16 protein-coding genes and 1 pseudogene are annotated in these 16960 nt (G+C 65.6%); 13 read left to right on the forward strand and 4 right to left on the reverse strand.

What is annotated here, in order from left to right:
• Window positions 1–107 precede the first annotated feature (107 nt).
• From ACQPXH_RS12610 to ACQPXH_RS12630, 5 genes are all read left to right on the forward strand, one after another.
• A complete protein-coding gene (locus ACQPXH_RS12610; RefSeq protein ID WP_433602517.1) occupies window positions 108–2708 on the forward strand; it encodes a LuxR C-terminal-related transcriptional regulator in 2601 nt (866 codons plus the stop codon).
• 331 nt (window positions 2709–3039) lie between these two features.
• Window positions 3040–4230, forward strand: a complete 1191-nt coding sequence (locus ACQPXH_RS12615) for an anion permease (RefSeq protein WP_433602519.1) — start codon at window positions 3040–3042, stop codon at window positions 4228–4230.
• Window positions 4231–4243: 13 nt separating this feature from the next.
• The gene (locus ACQPXH_RS12620) at window positions 4244–4540 is read left to right on the forward strand and encodes a hypothetical protein (RefSeq protein ID WP_433602520.1); all 297 of its coding nucleotides are present in this window, start codon (window positions 4244–4246) and stop codon (window positions 4538–4540) included.
• A 4-nt stretch (window positions 4541–4544) separates the two neighbouring features.
• Window positions 4545–4853: a DUF3349 domain-containing protein gene (locus ACQPXH_RS12625; RefSeq protein WP_433602521.1), complete on the forward strand. Its 309-nt coding sequence runs from the start codon at window positions 4545–4547 to the stop codon at window positions 4851–4853.
• Between the two features lie 8 nt (window positions 4854–4861).
• Window positions 4862–5182, forward strand: a complete 321-nt coding sequence (locus ACQPXH_RS12630) for a DUF3349 domain-containing protein (protein WP_433602522.1) — start codon at window positions 4862–4864, stop codon at window positions 5180–5182.
• A 122-nt stretch (window positions 5183–5304) separates the two neighbouring features.
• Here the strand turns inward: ACQPXH_RS12630 and ACQPXH_RS12635 are convergent, their stop codons facing one another.
• Both ACQPXH_RS12635 and ACQPXH_RS12640 read right to left on the reverse strand, forming a co-directional pair.
• The gene (locus ACQPXH_RS12635; RefSeq protein ID WP_433602523.1) at window positions 5305–5781 is read right to left on the reverse strand and encodes an N-acetyltransferase family protein; all 477 of its coding nucleotides are present in this window, start codon (window positions 5779–5781) and stop codon (window positions 5305–5307) included.
• A gap of 852 nt (window positions 5782–6633) precedes the next feature.
• Window positions 6634–7776: an LLM class flavin-dependent oxidoreductase gene (locus ACQPXH_RS12640; protein WP_433602524.1), complete on the reverse strand. Its 1143-nt coding sequence runs from the start codon at window positions 7774–7776 to the stop codon at window positions 6634–6636.
• Between the two features lie 179 nt (window positions 7777–7955).
• Between ACQPXH_RS12640 and ACQPXH_RS12645 the strand changes: the two genes are divergently transcribed.
• Together ACQPXH_RS12645 and ACQPXH_RS12650 are read left to right on the forward strand one after the other, a co-directional pair.
• Window positions 7956–9179, forward strand: coding sequence for an acyl-CoA dehydrogenase family protein (locus ACQPXH_RS12645; protein ID WP_433602525.1), 1224 nt, complete (start codon window positions 7956–7958; stop codon window positions 9177–9179).
• Window positions 9176–9562 (forward strand): annotated as a pseudogene (locus tag ACQPXH_RS12650) (LLM class flavin-dependent oxidoreductase); the annotation flags it as partial. The gene ACQPXH_RS12645 and the pseudogene ACQPXH_RS12650, both read left to right, overlap by 4 nt.
• 26 nt (window positions 9563–9588) lie before the next feature.
• On the opposite strand, the gene ACQPXH_RS12655 reads toward ACQPXH_RS12650, so the two are convergent.
• Window positions 9589–10074: a GAF domain-containing protein gene (locus ACQPXH_RS12655; protein WP_433602526.1), complete on the reverse strand. Its 486-nt coding sequence runs from the start codon at window positions 10072–10074 to the stop codon at window positions 9589–9591.
• A gap of 124 nt (window positions 10075–10198) precedes the next feature.
• Between ACQPXH_RS12655 and ACQPXH_RS12660 the strand changes: the two genes are divergently transcribed.
• From ACQPXH_RS12660 to ACQPXH_RS12680, 5 genes are all read left to right on the forward strand, one after another.
• A complete protein-coding gene (locus ACQPXH_RS12660; RefSeq protein WP_433602527.1) occupies window positions 10199–11572 on the forward strand; it encodes a styrene monooxygenase/indole monooxygenase family protein in 1374 nt (457 codons plus the stop codon).
• Between the two features lie 127 nt (window positions 11573–11699).
• Complete coding sequence (gene sfnG / locus ACQPXH_RS12665) at window positions 11700–12815, forward strand: dimethylsulfone monooxygenase SfnG (protein WP_433602528.1); 1116 nt, start codon at window positions 11700–11702, stop codon at window positions 12813–12815.
• Window positions 12815–14023 carry an SfnB family sulfur acquisition oxidoreductase gene (locus ACQPXH_RS12670; RefSeq protein WP_433602529.1) on the forward strand — a complete coding sequence of 403 codons (1209 nt, stop codon included), beginning with the start codon at window positions 12815–12817 and terminating at the stop codon, window positions 14021–14023. The genes sfnG and ACQPXH_RS12670 overlap by 1 nt, the downstream gene beginning before the upstream one ends.
• Before the next feature lie 23 nt (window positions 14024–14046).
• Window positions 14047–14556: an NADPH-dependent FMN reductase gene (locus ACQPXH_RS12675; protein WP_433602530.1), complete on the forward strand. Its 510-nt coding sequence runs from the start codon at window positions 14047–14049 to the stop codon at window positions 14554–14556.
• Window positions 14549–15070, forward strand: a complete 522-nt coding sequence (locus ACQPXH_RS12680) for a flavin reductase family protein (RefSeq protein ID WP_433602531.1) — start codon at window positions 14549–14551, stop codon at window positions 15068–15070. Before ACQPXH_RS12675 ends, ACQPXH_RS12680 begins: the two co-directional genes overlap by 8 nt.
• An 84-nt stretch (window positions 15071–15154) precedes the next feature.
• On the opposite strand, the gene ACQPXH_RS12685 is transcribed toward ACQPXH_RS12680, so the two are convergent.
• Window positions 15155–15847: an NAD(P)H oxidoreductase gene (locus ACQPXH_RS12685; protein ID WP_433602532.1), complete on the reverse strand. Its 693-nt coding sequence runs from the start codon at window positions 15845–15847 to the stop codon at window positions 15155–15157.
• Window positions 15848–15978: 131 nt separating this feature from the next.
• On the opposite strand from ACQPXH_RS12685, the gene ACQPXH_RS12690 reads away from it, so the two are divergent.
• Window positions 15979–16926: an AraC family transcriptional regulator gene (locus tag ACQPXH_RS12690; protein ID WP_433602533.1), complete on the forward strand. Its 948-nt coding sequence runs from the start codon at window positions 15979–15981 to the stop codon at window positions 16924–16926.
• The last annotated feature ends 34 nt before the right edge of the window (window positions 16927–16960 follow it).

The raw sequence follows: 16960 nt of genomic DNA on the forward strand, positions 1-16960 counted from the left end.
GCGCCACCTGCGCAATCGGTGGCAGGAGTCCGGTCTGGTACCGAGGCAGTGCGCTGGCCGGCGAAACCTGTCGCGGCACCGGCGGGCAAGATCTAGAATGGTTGCTCATGGGGGAGCGCTGGCAACTGCTCGATCGTCCCGTCGAATACGAGGCCGTTCGCACGGCGTTGACGAGCGGCGATGTCGGCGGTGTTGTACTCGTCGGCGCCGCCGGGGTCGGCAAGACCACCCTCGCCCGACTCGTGACCTCGGCACTGGGCACCCCCGTCCGGTGGGCGGCTTGTACCGAGTCGTCCCAGGCTATTCCCCTGGGTGTATTCGCGCCGTGGGTCGCCCCGACCGCGTCTCGCGATCCCATCGCGCTGCTCAGCTCGGCCAGGGAAAACCTACTCGTCCAACAAAACACCGTGATCGGCGTCGACGACGCGTATCTGCTCGACCGGCTCTCCGCGACTCTGCTGCACCAGATCGCCGTCGACCGCGCCGCTCCCATCGTGGCCACCGTCCGCTCCGGCGAACCCGTTCCCGATGCGGTCACTTCCCTGTGGAAGGACGGCTACCTCGAACGCGTCGAACTGGAACCACTGACGAAACGGCAGTGCGTCGCTCTCGTCGAGACCGTCTTGAGCGGCACGCTGGAAGGCCTCAGCGCCGACGTCATGTGGGAGTCGTCGGGCGGAAACCCCCTCTTCCTGCGCAATATGGTCGAAGGCGCCGTCGAGGCGGGCACCCTGACCGAAGTCAACGGGGTCTGGCAACTACGCGGACCCGCCGCGGTGCCCGCCGGACTCGTGGCTCTGCTCGACGGCAGGCTCGCCCGGGTGGGCGAGCCTGCCCTGGAGACCTTGAAGATGCTGGCCCTCTACGAGCCACTCGACATCGACGTACTCACAGACCTCGTCGGCGAGGACGCCGTGGACGCCGCCGAGATCTCCGGCTTGATACGCACCAGCCGCGACGGCTGGTCTGTCAGCGCCTGCTTCAGCCACCCGCTGCTCGGCGACGTGGTGCGCCGCCGAATCGGCACCGCCGCTGCGCGCAAACGGCGGGGTCGCATCGTCGAGCGGCTGCGCAAGCAGGATCTGAGCACCGCTGCCCATCGCATCAGACTGGCACAACTGTGCATCGACAGCGCCCAGCCCATCGACAACGATCTGTTGATCACCGCCGCCAAAGACGCTGTCGCCCTGTCCAATCTGCCGCTGGGCGAACGCCTCGCGCGTGCCGCGTGCGAGCGCGACGGCGGGCTGCCCGCGGCCGAAGTACTCTCCCGCGCCCTGCTGTGGCAGGGCCGACCGCAGGAAGCCGACAAGATCCTCGCCGACTTCGATCCCGACCGCCTCGATCAACTTCAACTCGTGCAATGGGGTGTTCCGCGGGCCAGCCTGCTGTTCTGGTGTGTGGGCGATGTCGAACGCGGCCATGAAATAATGGACCTGCTCGGCAACCGCGTCGAGCATCCCGCGCTGCGCCTCATCATCGATGCCGTGAACGCGACAATGGCGATACACGAGAACAAGATCGCTGTCGGCATCCAGGGCGCCGAATCCGTTCTCGCCGATGCGAGTTCCCCGAAACAAGCTGTCGACTGGGCCGCGTTCGCCCTCGGCCTGGCGATGCCTGTCGCCGGTCGCGGCGCCGACTTCGCACCGTTCGCGGCCCGCAGCCGGGCGCAGCAGAAAAACACCGACGGCATGATCCGGGTCATGGTGCGCTATGGCGACGTACTGTCACTGACGATCATCGGCGAACTCGACCTCGCCGATCAGCGGGCCACCGAATACAGCGAGTTCTCCTCCGCCGCACAGTTTCTCGGCTGGGCAATCGCCAAAATCGCGGGCGGTGTCGTCGCCACCTACCGTGGCCGCTTCCGCGAGGCGATCACCTCATTCGAACAAGCCCTCGCCGCACTCAACGCCGAAACCTCACTGCCCTGGAAACTACCTGCGCAACTGATTCTGGCCCGCGCCTATGCGGCACTTGGCGACTCCCAACAAGCCGAACGGGCCCTCGGCGAGGCCGAAGAATACACCGGACCGCACCTGGCCCTGCATGAACCGCAACGCATGATCGCCCGCGCATGGCTGGCGGCGGGCTCCGGCAGTCAGCATTCCGCGGTCGAACTCGCTCGCCGGGCAGCAGCCATCGCCCACACCGCGGGCCAGTACGCATTGGAAGCCGAAGCCCTGCATCACGCCACCCGATTCGGCGACCGAACCCTCGCGGCGCGGCTGGCGGCACTGGCCGACCGCGTGCAAGGGCCGGTAGTGGCGATCTATGCCCGCCACGCCGCCGCCTTCGAAAACTCCGACACACAAGCGCTTTCCGCGGTAAGTGTCGAATTCGAAAGCGCTGGACTGCTACTGGCAGCCGCCGACGCCGCCGCCCAAGCGGTACCGATCCATGACCACGCAGGCCAACGCCGGCTCAGCGCCCAAGCCGCGGCCCGCGCCCTCGACCTCGCCGCCCGGTGCGACGGAGCGACCACCCCCGCCATCGCATCCGCTGCCCACCCCTTGCCGATCACCGACCGCGAACGCGAGATCACCGCCCTCATCGCGCGCGGGTTGTCCAATCGCCAGATCGCCGAGCGGCTGTTCGTCTCGGTACGCACCGTCGAAGGCCACATCTACCGGGCCTGCACCAAACTCGACGCCGCCGACCGCGACCAACTCGCCAAACTGATCTGGGGCGACGTCACACGATAGCCACATGTGCGCATTCCGACGTCGGATCCCGGGTCGTTTTCCACTGTGCGACGACGCGGCGTTGCGACGCAACGTGATCGGCGTCGTACACGACAGCCGCTCCGCCGCAGCCAAGTCCTGTTCGGGCAGCGGAACAGTGGTGGCTTCGAGGACGGCGCATGGCACCTGTCGTCCGGCACGCCGAGGCAGGCGAACTCGTCGTCGTGGTCGCGTACCCGCCGACGGCCCGATCGGTGGTGGCACCTGTCCGGCTTCTTGTGGTCGGCTAAATAGTGGGTGAACAGATCGTCCTGCTGTAGCAGGCGGGCTACGCGCGCATGAAAATGGCTGGGTGAGCGCTGAACTGATTGTGCTTTTGATCGTGATAGTGACCGCATTGGCCTTCGATTTCACCAACGGGTTTCACGATACCGCCAATGCCATGGCGACTTCGATCGCTACCGGTGCGCTCAGTCCACGGGTAGCGGTTGGTATGTCTGCCGTACTCAACCTGGTCGGAGCCTTCCTGTCGGTCGAGGTTGCCAAGACGGTGTCGGGTGGTCTGCTGAATATCGGCAATGTGCACCACATGGAGTTGCTGCACATTGTGTTCGCCGGTCTGGTCGGTGGGATTCTCTGGAATCTGTTCACCTGGCTGTTCGGTATTCCGTCGAGTTCCTCGCATGCGCTGTTCGGCGGTCTCATCGGTGCGGCGGTGGCTGCGCTCGGCACCAGTGGCGTGATCTGGACCGGGAATGAGAAGACGGGTCTGATCAGCAAGATCCTGGTGCCCGCGCTGTTGGCGCCGTTCGTCGCCGCACTCGTGGCCGGGCTCGGCACATTCCTGGTCTACCGGCTTACGCGTCGATCGGTCGAGAAGAAGGTCAACGACGGGTTCCGTTGGGGGCAGATCGGATCCGCCGCGCTCGTCTCGCTCGCGCACGGTACGAATGACGCGCAGAAGACGATGGGCGTCATCTTCATGGCGCTCGTCGCGCATGGCACGTTCACCAATAGCGATTCGATTCCACTGTGGGTCAAGATCTGTTGTGCGGTGGCGATCGCCGCGGGCACCTACCTCGGCGGCTGGCGTATTATCCGCACCCTCGGCAAGGGTTTGGTCGAACTCGATCCGCCGCAGGGGTTCGCGGCCGAATCATCCTCGGCTGCAATTATTCTCACGTCCGCGCAGTTCGGACTTCCGCTCTCGACGACGCAGACCGCGACCGGTTCGATCCTCGGCACCGGGCTCGGCAAGCCGGGCGCGGAGGTGCGCTGGGGTGTTATGGGCCGGATGGTTGTCGCGTGGCTGTTCACGCTCCCGCTCGCGGGTCTGGTCGGCGCGGTGTGCTGGTGGATCGCCGATCTGGTCGGCGGCTTGGGCGGCGTGCTCATCGACTTCGCGATTCTGATCGCGATGTCGGCCTACATGTACCTGCGGTCGCGGCGCAATCCGGTCGACACCAGCAATGTCAATGACGAATGGGAGGGTGGGCTCGCGCCTGCGTCCAACGTCGAGGCCAAGGCCGGCGCGTCGGTCTGAGGAGGTTGGATTCATGGATACGTTCACCGCTATCGCCAAGTCGCTGGGCGAGGTTACTCTGATCGCCGTTCTGCTGGGGACCGGACTACCGGTGATCTTCGCGACCGGGATCCGGCTCTGGTCGATGGAGCCCGCCACCGCTGACGGCGCCGGCGCCGGTACGCGCAACCAAGTCGCGCAAGTCCTCGCCTACCTCTGCTTCGCGATTGTCATCGTCGCGGTGGTTCTCGGGATCCTTTATATCGCAAAGGATTTCATCAGCCACACCTTCGACATCCAGCTGTTCGGCGCTAAACCTCCCAAGAAATGAACTCATGACATCCAAAGCATCCATCCTCGGATCGGTTCTGAACTGGCTGCGTGCCGGGTATCCGCGCGGCGTCCCACCCGAGGACTACGTCGCATTGTTCGCCGTGCTGCACCGCAAGCTGACCGAGGACGAGGTCGGTGAGGTTGTCGAACAGTTGATCGCAGCGGATACCGATGGCGTGATCGACCGCGGGCAGGTCCAGGACGCAATCGGCAAACTCGCGCACGAGAAGCCGGGCGAGGATGATGTGAATCGGGTCGCGGCCCGGCTCGCCGCCGTGGGGTGGCCGCTGGCGCACCCCTCCGACGCCTGATACCCCCTATGGCTCTATCCGATCTCCTCACCAGAATCGTCGCGTGGCTGCGCGCCGGATATCCGCACGGCGTGCCGGATCCGGACTATGTGCCGTTGCTGGCCCTACTCTCGCGGCGACTGCCCGAAGCGGATGTGCGGCAGGTCGCGGACGCGCTGATCGAGCAGGGCGCCCTACCGGCCGATCGGGTCGATGTCGGCGTGCTCATCACCAAACTGACCAATGAGATGCCACTCGAATCCGATATCGCCCGCGTCCGAGCGCATTTGCAGGCCGCGGGCTGGCCGATCGATGACGCATGGCCCGATCCGGGCGGGGAAGAAGGCTGACCGACCCCGCACGGACCGGCCGAGCGTCATGCCAGGTCGGTGGCGATGATCAGCAGTTCGAGTACAGCATCGAAGGTATCGGAAGTGCCGCCGAACAATGGTCGGACAGCTGATTCCGTGGGTCACGAGTCCAGGTGTCGGCTCCGCAATCGGTACTCGAATACGCCTCGTGGTTCACCCGGCCCGAAATACTGGTCGTCATGTTCGACGAATTCGAACCCGGCCTGCTTGAACAAGGCCGCCGCGGGCTGGTTGTCGGGGCGCACCGTCAGGTAGACCACGTCGGCGCCATCCGCCCGACACTGCTGCAGCATGTTGTCGAGTAAGGCGCGACCGTATCCTTTGCCCTGGTGCTGCCGGAGCACCGCGAACGTGAACAGCAGGGCCCGGCCCGCCTTGTGGAGTGTCAGCGCGTAGCCGATCACCCTGCCGTCCAGCTCGGCGACCAGCCAGTCGGATCCGTGCAGGTCGTACAGCTGTCGCAGCATCAGAAACAGATACGGCTCGGCGAATACCTCGGCCTCGATGGCCGCGATATCTTCGATGTCGGCGAAGCGCGCCTGCCGGTATTGCGGCTGCGGCGCTCTTACGATGTCCATGAACTTCCTAGTGCCGGGACATAGGTCATCGCGGACCACTGCACCAAGAACGATACGCGGCTGACCCGCGTCTGTGAGAACGGCCGGGACCGGATGCGGCGACATGGCCGGCGTTCGTTCGAGGTTGCTTGTGTGCCAATGATTTTCGGGAATTTTGGTTTCGCCGGCGTGTCGGACGGGCGCAGTCGTGACAAGTCTCCAACCAGATCCGAGGCGTTGTTCCGCCGCGACATGGTCGGGCCTGCGTCGGGAGGTGCCGAATTCGGGAGGTGGCAGATGCCGACTCTGCGAGCGGTCGTCGTCGCGAGCATGCTGGGTTGCTCGCTGCTGGTGGGCCGGTGCCCGTGCATGCCGACCCGACCGAAGCCCCGGTGTCGCCCGCCCGTCCGACCTGCGGCGGTGGATCGATGCCCACATCCCGGCGCCGTCGCTCCCGCCCGCCGCGTCACCTCCGTCGGGTGTGTTGCCCGCGGACTTGGCGGCGCTGTGGCAAGCGGTACGATCCGCGCCCTCGGCGGATCGGATGTTCGACGAGTGGCCCGATGGGCTCGATCGTCTCGCTCCCGGCGATATCGTCGGGCGCGAGATGTGACAGCGACGTCTGCGCTGCTGGCGATCGTGCCGATTCAGCGTGCGATCCTGCTGAAGTTCCGTACGACGGACGCCTCCGGCGATGCCATCCTTCGGCACCGCGACCTTGGTGATTCCCGCCGTCGCATGGACGGGTCCGGGCGATCGGCCGGTGTTGGTCAACGCAGTGCCGATCAATTCGCTCGGGCTAAGCTGCACGCTGAGCTACGCGATGTCGCACGGATTGCACAATAGTCGAGGGCCGCATCGCGAAATCGGCGACTAGTGCGTCGCGGTGGCGAAAGGTGTTGCTACCGGGGCGGATTCGGTGCGGTGGGGGTGCGTCCACAGACCGCGACGTGCCAGGATGGGCAGTACCCCCTCGCCGAACCAGTAGGCCTCTTCGATGTGTGGGTAGCCGGAGAGGATGAAGTGGGTGATACCGAGGTCGGCGTACTCGAGCAGGCGGTCGGCGACCTCTTCGTGTGAACCGACCAGCGCGGTGCCGGCCCCGCCGCGGACCAGACCGACGCCCGCCCACAGGTTCGGCGCGATCTCCAGACGATCGGTGCGGCCGCCGTGCAGATCCAGCATTCGGCGTTGGCCTTCGGATTCGCTGCGCGCGAGACTGGTTTGCACGCGGGCGATTTCGGCGGGGTCGAGGCCGGACAGCAGTCGATCGGCGACCGCCCAGGCCTCTTCGGAGGTATCACGGCTGATGACGTGAATGCGTAGGCCGTAGCTGAGCTCTCGGCTTTCGGCGGCGGCGAGACCGCGGATCCAATCGAGTTTCTTGCCCACCGCGGCGGGTGGTTCGCCCCAGGTGAGGTAGGTGTCGGCGTAGCGGGCCGCGACGGGTCCGGCGGGTCCGGACGAGCCGCCGAAGAAGACGGGTGGGATCGGGTCCGGATGGTTGTTGAGCAGGGCGTCGCGGATCTGAATGTGGGTGCCCTCGAAGCTGATCGGCTTGCGGGACTCCCACAGTTCGCGCACCACGTGCAGGAATTCGGCGGTGCGGGCGTAACGCTGCTCCTTATCGAGGAAATCGCCGTAGGCCTGTTGTTCGTGTGGTTCGCCGCCGGTCACCACATTCAGCAGCAGGCGGCCGCGGGAGTGGCGCTGGTAGGTCCCGGCCATCTGCGCGGCCAGCGTCGGGCTGACCAATCCGGGGCGAAACGCCACCAGGAACTTCAGTGTCTCGGTGGTTTCGACGAGCATGGCGGTGGTCAGCCAGGCATCCTCGCACCACGCGCCGGTCGGGGTGAGGACCGCCTCGAAACCGTTGTCCTCGGCTGCGGCGCCGATTTGGTTGAGGTAGCGCAGCGAGGCCGGCCGGTCACCGGACATCGACGTGCCGTGACCACCGGCGATCAGGCCACGCGAATCGCCGTAGGTGGGCAGAAACCAATGGAACGACAGTGACATCGACAACTGCTCCTCGCCGGTTCGGATGCCCTTTCAGGCACGGATGACCGCGATGCTGCCAGCCTCGCCGAGTGCTGTCACCGGTTGAAATCTGCGTGGTTATTACCCCCTACCAGCGTGTTTCGATCGCAGTGCGGATAACTGGTGAGCTGACGGTCGATCCGCGCGATCGTGGGGCGATGACATCCATCGACGCGAAATCCACGACAGACACCGACCTGGATGCGATCTTCGGTCCGATCTTCGACCGCATCGCCCACGGCGCGGTCGAGCGCGAGGTCGATCGTCGGCTGCCCTTCGAGGAAGTGGGCTGGCTGCGCGAGGCCAAATTCGGTGCGCTGCGGGTCCCGGTCGAGTTCGGCGGCTACGGCGCCACGGTGCGACAGCTGTTCCGGTTGCTTGTCGAATTGGCCGCCGCCGAATCGAATCTGCCGCAGGCGCTGCGGGTGCACTTCGCCTTTGTCGAGGACCAGTTGCTCGCCGAACCTGGGGAGGATCGTGCGCATTGGCTGCGTGCCGCGGCCGGGGGCACGCTCGTCGGCAATGCGATCACCGAGCCGGGCGTCGGCGCGGTCGACCACTACCGCACGCGGCTGACCAAGGACGGTGATCGTTGGCTGCTCAACGGCACCAAGTACTACAGCACCGGCTCGCTCTACGCGGACTACATCCTCGCGGCGGCCGATCGCGACGGTGAGCGGGTGGGCGTACTGGTCGACGCGAATGCCGACGGGGTCCGCCAGCACGACGATTGGGACGGCTTCGGTCAGCGTCTGACCGCAAGCGGTACAACGGAATTCGCCGATGTCGCGGTCGAGCCGGAGCGCATTGTCGGGCCCGGATACGGCGCGTCGGGACCGACTTACGCGACCTCTTACCTGCAGCTGGTGCAGCTGTCGGTGCTCGCGGGCATAGCGAAGCGAGCTGAGCGCGATGCCCGCGAGTGGGTGGCGGCACGCACCCGCGGCTACACTCATTCGGCCGCCGATCTGCCACGCCAGGATCCGTTGGTGCAGCAGGTGATCGGACGAATTTCCGCCGCCGCGTTCGCTGCCGAGGCCACCGTGCTCGCTGTCGCCGATGTGCTCGATGAGGTGCTGGCGGGCGGTGCGCAGGACGAACCGTCCATCGTGGCAGCGGAATTGGCCGCCGCGCAGGCACAACTCACGGTCATTGATCTCGTATTGCCCGCCACCACACTGCTGTTCGAGGTTGGAGGTGCATCGATCGTCTCCGAGCGGCTGCGGCTGGACCGGCACTGGCGTAACGCCCGCACCATCTCGGTGCACAACCCGGCCATCCAAAAGGCCAGGGCGATCGGTGATTATCTGCTCAACGGCACCCAGCTGCCGTTCGCTTGGAGTGCGGGCGAGCGCAAGCCCGCGACAGGAGACCAGCAGTGACGCGCCGCATTCGCTTCAATGCCTTCGATATGAACTGCGTCGCCCACCAATCACCCGGTCTGTGGCGACATCCCGACGATCAATCGCATCGGTACAAGGAACTGAGTTACTGGAACCACGATGAGCGCTACAACCAGGCCGACGAATACCTGGAGGTCCTGTACAAGCTGTGGGAGGGCTCCTGGGAGGACGACGCGGTCATTCGCGATGCCACGCAAGGCATCTACCTCGACCCGGCGAAGGTGCATCACATCGGCCATCGGGGTACGCACTATCAGGTGCCGGGCATCCATCTCTCGGAGCCGTCGCCGCAGCGGACTCCAGTGATCTATCAGGCCGGTGCGTCACCGCGCGGTGTGCGCTTCGCCGCCGAGAACGCGGACCGGCCGGGCGCCACCGTCACAGTCACTTAATCGAGCGAATCGAGGAAGGTCTGGGCAATGGATTCCAGGCCTTTCCTGTCGATATCGTCGAAGCGATTCGGTTGCGGACTGTCGAGATCGAGGACGCCGACGAGGATATCGTCACGGATCAGCGGAACTACGATTTCCGAGCGGGTATCGGCGTCGCAGGCGATATGGCCTGGGAATGCGTGCACGTCGGGTACCAGTTGCGTTTCCCGGGTGTCGGCGGCGGTACCGCAGACACCCTTGCCGATGGCGATGCGCACGCAGGCCGGTTTGCCCTGGAACGGTCCGACGACCAATTCCTGTCCGTCGTAGAAATAGAATCCGACCCAATTCACCTCGGTGAGGGCGTGGAAAACGAGCGCGGCCAGATTCGCGGCATTCGCGATCCGGTCGGTCTCGCCCACGACCAGCGCCTCGGCCTGCGCGACGAGCTGACGATACTGTTCGGACCGGTCACCGGTGAGTTCGGAAACAGTGAACGACATGGCTGAATCCTAGAACGGCCGCGACCGGTGGCACGCACCGCGATCGCGAATTCGAGGTCACCCCATTGATTCTCGATGATCGCAACACTACGACGATCGCGGTTCCGGACGGACCATGATTGGCATGACATCGCAGAATTCCCGCTCCACACGTTCGGCCGCGGTAATCGGCGCCGGTCAAACCGGCGTCACTGCGGCACTGGGATTACTCGACGCCGGATTCGACGTCACGCTCCACAGCGACCGCGATCAGCGCGCTCTGCGCGACGATGTACCGGCCACCGGTACCGCACTCGAATTCGGGGAGACCCAACAAGCCGAATCCGCACTCGGTCTGGATACCTACGCCGGCCGCGCACCCCGGCATACCGGGCTCAGTGTGCGCATCGCCGGACCCGAGCGCGAGGAATTGATCCAATTCGACGGTCATTTCGACGGATATGTCGGCGTCGCGGTCGATACCCGGTTGAAGGCCGACGAACGGCTGACCGCATTCCTGGAACGCGGCGGACGTTTCGTCGTCGAGCAGGTCACCCCCGACAAACTCGACGCCATTGCCGCGACCGCCGATCTCACGCTGGTCGCCACCGGACGTGGCGGGCTGTCCGACCTTTTCGCGATCGATCGGGCGCGCACGCCCTACGACGCACCGCAGCGGTCGCTGCTCACTGTCACCGTGACCGGAATCGGCCACGACGAAAGCGTTTTCGCACACCGCAGTCGGGCCGGTGGCGCGCACAGCGGCTTCTCCATCTTCGCCGAACAGGGCGAGGGCTGGTGGGGACCGTATCTGCACAAGGACGTGGGCCCGAGCTGGGCTTTCCTCGGCTGGGCACGGCCGGGCAGCGAATGGGAAAGTCGGTTCGCCGCAGCCGATTCGGCCGATTCGGCCCATCGGATCGTGCAGGATCTGTACCGCGATTTCATCGATTGGGATCTGCCCGAGGTACTCGAAACCCGGGTGATCGCCGAGGATCCGCATTCGTGGCTCGAGGGTGCGGTCCGGCCGGTCGTCCGATCGGGTATCGGGCGCACCGCCGGTGGCCATGTGGTCGCCTCGCTCGGTGACACCTCGGCTGCCTACGACCCGATCGCGGGGCAGGGTGCGCAGAGCGGGCTGATCCAGGCGCAGCGCCTGGTCGCGGCGGCAGCCGTGCACGAGGGTCCGTTCGACGCGGGCTGGATCAGCGCGCAGTACGCGGCGTTCCTGGCCGCACGTGGTGATGCGGCGAATAAGGTCACCCGATTGTTCCTCGGCGATCCGGAATTGGCGAATATCGGCAATCAGCTCTTCGCCGCCGCCGCGGTCGAACCGCGCTTCGCGAGTGCGCTCGTCGGACTGCTGCACCGCCCGCAGCCGTTCCTCGGTGTCGATTCGCTCGACGCGGCCGCCGAATTCATCACCCAGGTCACCGGCGAGGATGCGGCGGCACTGCTCGAACGGTTCGCGCCGGCCGGTCAGTTCAGCCGATCCGGTTACCGCCTGGCCAACGTCTGATCGCTACACCCATCCGATCGCACAGATTCAAACCCTCCTGCCGGTGGGCTTGCGGTGCTGGAGTGGAAGGGGCGCATCGCGCGCCCCTTCCTGGCGATAGACGGTTCCCCGACACAATGGAGTAAGCATGACTACAGAGCACATCGCCGATCAGATCCGGTTCGCCTACTGGGTGCCGAATGTCAGCGGGGGGCTGGTCACCAGCGATATCGAACAGCGCACGAGCTGGGACTTCGAATACAACAAGAAGTTGGCGCAAACCGCGGAGAAGAACGGTTTCGATTACGCGCTGTCCCAGGTCCGCTACACCGCCTCCTACGGTGCGGAATACCAGCACGAGTCGACTTCGTTCAGCCTCGCGCTGCTCGGCGCGACCGAGCGGCTGAAGGTGATCGCCGCGATCCATCCCGGACTCTGGCATCCGGCCGTGCTGGCCAAATTCGGCGCCACCGCCGATCACCTCTCCAATGGCCGCTTCGCCATCAACGTCGTATCCGGTTGGTTCGCAGGGGAATTCACCGCACTCGGCGAGCCGTGGCTCGAGCACGACGAACGGTACCGGCGCAGCGCCGAATTCCTCGAGGTGATTCGCAAGATCTGGACAGAGGATGATGTCAACTACGGCGGCGATTTCTACCGTATCCGCGATTTCACACTGAAGCCCAAGCCGCTGAACACCCCCGAGCGTCCGAATCCCGAACTGTTCCAGGGTGGGAACTCGACGGCGGCGCGCCGCAATGGTGGTCGCTACGCCGACTGGTACTTCTCCAACGGCAAGGATTTCGACGGTGTCAGCGAACAATTGGATGAACTGCGCACTATCGCCCAAGCGAACCAGCGCGAGGTCGAATTCGGTCTGAACGGCTTCATCATCGCCCGCGACACCGAGAAGGAAGCGCACGATACGCTGCGCGAAATCATCGAGAAGGCGAATAAGCCTGCGGTAGAGGGCTTCCGGGACGCAGTGCAACAGGCCGGTGCATCGACAAAGGACCGCAAGGGGATGTGGGCCGATTCGACGTTCGAAGATCTCGTGCAGTACAACGACGGATTCCGCACCAAGCTGATCGGCACCCCCGAACAGGTCGCCGAGCGGATCGTCGCCTACAAGGAACTCGGTGTCGACCTGATTCTGGCCGGTTTCCTGCACTTCCAGGAGGAGGTCGAGTACTTCGGCGCGAAGGTGCTGCCACTGGTCCGCGAACTGGAGGCCGCACGCACACCCGCTACTGTGGGGCACTGATGACCGCCGTCGTCGCCGACCGGATCGAATCCGTCGTCCACGCGTATTCGGTTGCGGCACAGCTTGCTTCGGAGTTCGCCGTCGGCGCTGCGGCGCGTGATCTCGGCCGCCGGTTGCCCTTCGCCGAGGTGGATCGACTCGCGGCGAGTGGGTTGCTCGCGATCGCCGTACCCGCGGAATTCGGGGGTGCCGATCTGCCGCCGAGTGCGGTGGCGGAGGTGGTGCGGATTCTGGCGGCCGCCGATCCCAACATCGCGCAGATTCCACACAGCCACTTCGTGTACCTGAATCTGTTGCGGTTGGCGGGTGCCGCTGACCAGCAGGCGCGTTACTTCGGGCAGGTGCTGGCGGGTGCTCGGATTGCCAATGCGCAGTCCGAGCGTGGCACCGCGACGGTTGCCGATATCGCGACGACGGTGCGGCCGGTGGGCGATCGCTTCCGCATCGATGGCGTCAAGTTCTACTGTACGGGTTCACTTTTCGCGGATCTGCTCGCGGTGCTCACCCGGCTCGACGATCCGGAGGGACGCAGTGGACTGCCAGCGGGGGAGTACATCGCGTATCTACCGGCCGATACTCCGGGCGTGCGAATCATCGACGACTGGAGCGGCATCGGCCAGCGCACCACCGGCAGCGGAACCATCGAATTCGCTGAGGTGCTCGTCGAGCCGGATCAATTGATCGCCCGCTCGGCAGCGGTGCACGCGCCCACCGGATACGGCGCCTACGCCCAACTGCTGCATGCCGCGATCGACACCGGCATCGCCCGCGGTGCACTCAGCGCGGCAACGGAATTCGTGCGGACCTCGAGTAGGCCGTGGTTCGAAGCCGGTGTCGACAGGGCTATCGATGACCCGCTGCTGATCCAACGTTTCGGTGAGCTGTCGGTAGCGGTGACGGCGGCCGAGGCCACCCTGACCACCGCCGGTGTTGCCGTCGACACCGCCGTCAGTGCGGCCGAATCTGTTGCCGCGGCATCACTTGCCGTGGCTACCGCCAAGGTGCTCGGCGATCGTGCGGCCAACGAGGTGTCGGCGGCATTGTTCGAAGTCGGCGGAACACGCAGTGCCGCAGCGGATCTGAACCTGCACCACTTCTGGCGCAACGCCCGCACCCACACACTGCACGACCCGGTTCGGTGGAAATTTCAGCACATCGGCCGGTCGCTATTGCATGACACCGCGCCACCGTTGCACGGCGTGATCTGATCGATCGAGAAGAGGATACGGAAGTGACAGTCACGGTCGTCGTCGGGAATCCGAAGCCAGCCTCTCGTACTCTGACCGCGGCGACACTGGTCGCCATGGGGTTACGTCCGGACGTGGAACCGGAGGTGATCGATCTGGTCTCCTTCGGCGCGGGCCTGCTGTCCTGGGGTGATCCCGAGGTCGCGGCCGCCGTTCGCACAGTGGCTGATTCGGAGCTGGTGGTCTTCGCGAGTCCCACTTTCAAGGCTACCTACACCGGTCTGTTGAAGCTGTTCCTCGAACAGTTCGACGGCGGCACCGGACTGGCCGATGTGGTGCCGGTCCCGCTCATGCTCGGCGCGGGCCCGGCGCACGCACTCGCCCCGGATCTGCTGCTCAAGCCGGTGCTGGTCGAACTCGGCGCGCCGGCGGCGCTGCCCGGTCTCTACCTGTCGGACAGGACATTTTCCGAAGACGGCGCCATCGAGCGCTACACCGAACGCTGGCGCCCGGTCGCCGCGGCTCTCACCTCGAAAGCAGCCGATCATGCATGAGCTCTTCGAATTTCCGTCCGACGGCTCCGGCCTACGTCGTGTCTTCGCCAGCTTTCCCAGCGGTGTCGTCGCGGTGTGCGCCGAAATCGAAGGTACGCCATACGGTTTGGCGGTGAGCACCTTCGTTCCGGTCTCGCTGGACCCGCCGCTGGTGTCGTTCTGTGTGCAGAACAGCTCGGCGACCTGGCCGAAACTGGATGCCGCGACGCACCTCGGCCTGAGCCTGCTCGGCACCGATCAGGAGCACGCCGCTCGGTCACTGAGCAACCGCAACGGCAACCGCTTCCACAATGTGGATGTGCACCGCGGCGCGGCCGACGCGATCTTCATCGACGGTGCGACGGCGTGGATCGAGGGCGCGATCGAAGCCCGCATCCCCGCGGGCGACCATACGGTGGTCATCCTGCGGATCAACCGCCTCGCCGCCCGCGCCGACGCCGAACCACTGATCTTCCACGGCAGCAAGTTTCGCAGTCTGCACCCGTATCGGGAGATCACCGAGATCGCCAGCTGAGGTCCGCTCGATAAAGGACCAGCCGGTCACTGGTGGGTTATACGCGACTCCGAAGGCAACGAATTCTGCGGTCGGCCACAGTGGTCAGGCCGGAACCCTATCGGTGGCGAGGAAATCATCGACGAAGCCCAGCGCCCGGTCTTCCAAGCCCGCATAGTGGGCTTCGCGGGCCGCGCCGGTGAGGGCTTCGTCGAGCAGCAGATTGCCCTCAGCATCAAGGCGCTGCCCCTTTTCTTCCGCGCCGGGCAACAGCCCCACCAGCGACTGGTTGAGGCCGCAGTAGTAGGCGATACCGTCGTTGAGTTGCGTGCTCAGCGCATCCTGCATGAGCTCGACGACCGCGTCGTCGTCTGCCACGCCCGCCAGGCCCAGCCACAGCATCCGCTTGCCCGCGAGCCGAGGTTTGCTGCGGCCGTAGGCGAATCCGTAATTCCACACGCGATCGATCCAGCCCTTCAGAATCGCCGGGACCTGCATCCAGTACACCGGGAACACCGCGATGATCACGTCGGCGGCGAGGATGCGCCGCATATGGTTCTCGACTTCGGGGGAGTAGGCCTTCTCCCGGTTGCCCCATTCCGGGAGGTCGGCGGCGGTCATCCGGGGATCGAAGTTCTCGGCGTGCAGGTCCAGCCGGTCGATCCGGTAGCTGAGCGCGGCGAGCCGCCGGGTGGCCACTTCGGCGATATGGGCGGTCAGCGAATCGGGTCGCGGATGAGCGACGACGACCAGCGCGGTGCGGGTGGTCGCGGTGTCCACGGTCGGGTTGTGCGGCACGGGCGCCTCCTCTGTGGGTCCGGAGTTCCGGACGATCGGTTGTGCGGTCTGGGTTCATTCCACACCCTGGGCCATGGACGATCTATGGGCAAGGATCTACATTCGATAGGAGTTCGTCTACGCTCGATGGTGTGGATCCATTGAGCAAACTGCTGAGCGGTATCCGTGCCGAGGGTGCTGTGCTCACCAACGCGGTCTTGGAAGCACCGTGGAGCATCCGGTTCGCCGACGAAGCACCGCTGACCATGGTCACCGTGCTGCGCGGCGGGGGAATACTGCTGCTGCCCGATGGTCTCGAGCGTCGGATCACGGTAGGGGATACCGCGATCGTGCGCGGCCCGGAAACGTTCGTCCTCGTCGACCGCGCGGATACTGTCGGCCTGCCGCACGAGGAATACGAGGTCGCCTGCTTCGCGCCGGACGCGAAATGCGATCCCGCGCTGGACGGCGGTCACTGGGGGAACGACCGCGTCGGTGAGACCGCTCTGATTATCGGCGCCTATCGGGCGTCCGGCCGGCGCCACGGACGGTTGCTGCGTGCTGTGCCCCCCGTCCTGGTCGTGACCGACGATGTGGAGGTGTGCGCGTGGATGGAGTCGATCGCCGCGGATGCTGCCCGGCGTCCGGCCGGAGCGCAGGCGATGATGGACCGGCTGCTCGACTGGGCGTTGGTGTGCACGCTGCGCAACTGGTTCGACGAGTTGGACGCTGACGCGCCGGGTTGGTATCGCGGGCCGGCCGATCCGGTGGTCGGGCCGGCGTTGGAGGCTATGCACGGAAGGCCGGCCGCCGGTTGGACGGTCGCGTCGCTGGCCGCCGAGGCGGGGGTATCGCGGGCGCTGTTCGCGCGGCGGTTCTCCGAGGTCATGGCGCAGTCGCCCCTGGCGTATCTCACCGAATGCCGGATGGATGAGGCGGAGGAACTACTGGCCGACCGGAGTCTCACCGTGGCACAGGTGGCGAAGGCTGTCGGTTATGCGGACGCTTTCGGTTTCAGTGCGGCGTTCAAGCGGCATCGGGGTATCCGCCCCAGCGAGTTCCGGGCCACCGCCGAGCTCGGAGCGAGAACCGGTACCTAGCCATTGGGGCAGCCTGGATCGGGCTGTCACCGGC

Origin of the sequence: Nocardia sp. CA-135953 (genome assembly GCF_050955735.1) — a bacterium.
Classification (GTDB): Bacteria; Actinomycetota; Actinomycetes; order Mycobacteriales; family Mycobacteriaceae; genus Nocardia.